General features: G+C 47.3%; 2 protein-coding genes. One reads left to right on the forward strand and one right to left on the reverse strand.

The annotated features are described in order from the left end of the window. A partial coding sequence (locus Q0236_RS02365) for a TRAP transporter substrate-binding protein (protein ID WP_297914625.1) occupies positions 1 to 978 on the reverse strand: 978 nt, incomplete at its 3' end. 121 nt (positions 979 to 1,099) lie between these two features. Between Q0236_RS02365 and Q0236_RS02370 the strand changes: the two genes are divergently transcribed. Then, the coding region (locus tag Q0236_RS02370) for an FAD-dependent oxidoreductase (RefSeq protein ID WP_297914628.1) at positions 1,100 to 1,527 on the forward strand (428 nt) is incomplete at its 3' end.

Below are 1,527 nucleotides of genomic sequence, written 5' to 3' on the forward strand. Positions count from 1 at the left end.
CTCCCAAATTTCCTTAAAATCAGGGTTTTGCGCGCTCTGTTCGGCTAAAATTTCATCCGTCGCATTGCGAAGCGCTCGCATAATATCGGGCGAAAACGAGCGAATCTGCACGTCTGGATACCTTTTTTTCATCTCGTCCCACAGGATCGCATTTTTATAAAACGCGTCGTTGCTCGCCTGCTCGCGCACCTTCGCGATCGCAGCGTCCAAAATAGCGCGCAGATCGGCAGGCAACCTCTCCCACGCGCTTAGGCTTATTACGATCTGCTGCTCGCTCGCAGGCTCCTGCCAACCGGTGTAGTAGTAGTTTGCGACCTTATAAAAACCAAGATCCATATCAAGCGCCGGATTCGCCCACTCGACCGCATCTATCGTACCCATCTGAAGCGCCGTCTGTAGCTCATTTAGCGGGATCGTCGCGATCGCGACGCCCAGGCGGTTCATAACCTCCGCGCCGAGACCCGAAATTCTAAGCTTGAGCCCTTTTAGATCCTCTGGCGAATTGATCTCTTTTTTAAACCAGCCACCCATCTGCATACCGCTATTTAGGACGTTAAAGACCTTTAGACCCGATTTGGCGTAAAATTTCTCCGCAAGCTGTTTGCCGCCGCCGAAATAATACCACGCGCTCCATTCATCCTTAGTCATTCCAAATGGCACCGTCGTAAACAGCATATTCGCGCTATTTTTATCTTTGTAATAATACGCCGCGGTGTAGCCCATATCGTATTTGCCGCCGCTTACCAAGTCATAGATCGCAAATGCAGCCTTGTGCTTGCTCGGCGTATCTATACTGATCTTTAGACGCCCGCCCGACATCTGATCGGCGAGATCGGACACGCGCTTAGCAGCATCACCTACGACCGGCATTGAAATTTCGTAGCTTTGAGCCAGCTTTAGGCGGTAAATTTTATCTTTCTTATCCGCTCCGAAAAGCGAGACGGCCAACAAAAGTCCGACAAGAACGGTTTTTTTCATATAATGCTCCAAAAATTTGAACTGGACGGAATTTTATATAAAATCATCTAAATTCACGCTTTTATAACTGGGTTTTAAGTTAAAATTTAGCACAATTGCATCAAATTTAAAGGGGGAGCAGATGCAAGAAAAACATTACGACGTGCTCATCGTAGGCGGCGGTATCACGGGCAGCGCGCTGGCATACGTGCTGGCGGAATTTAGCGATATAAAAAGTATCGCGCTTGTCGAAAAATACGAAGGGCTCGCGACGCTAAATTCCAAAGCGAGCGCAAACTCTCAGACGATCCACTGCGGCGATATCGAGACCAACTACACTCTCGAAAAGGCCGCCAAGGTAAAGCGCAGCGCCGATATGATAGTAAAATATTGCCAAAAATATGATCTTACGAACAAGCTTATATTTGAAGGGCAAAAGCTGCTTCTAGGCGTAGGAGACAATGAAACAGAGCTAATAAAGGATCGCTTTGAGAAATTTAAAGAGCTTTATCCCTATTTGCAGCTTTTTGGCAAAGAAGCGCTAAAAAAAATCGAACCCAAGCTGGTATT

Origin of the sequence: uncultured Campylobacter sp., assembly GCF_938031315.1 — a bacterium.
In the GTDB taxonomy this organism is placed as follows: Bacteria; Campylobacterota; Campylobacteria; order Campylobacterales; family Campylobacteraceae; genus Campylobacter_B.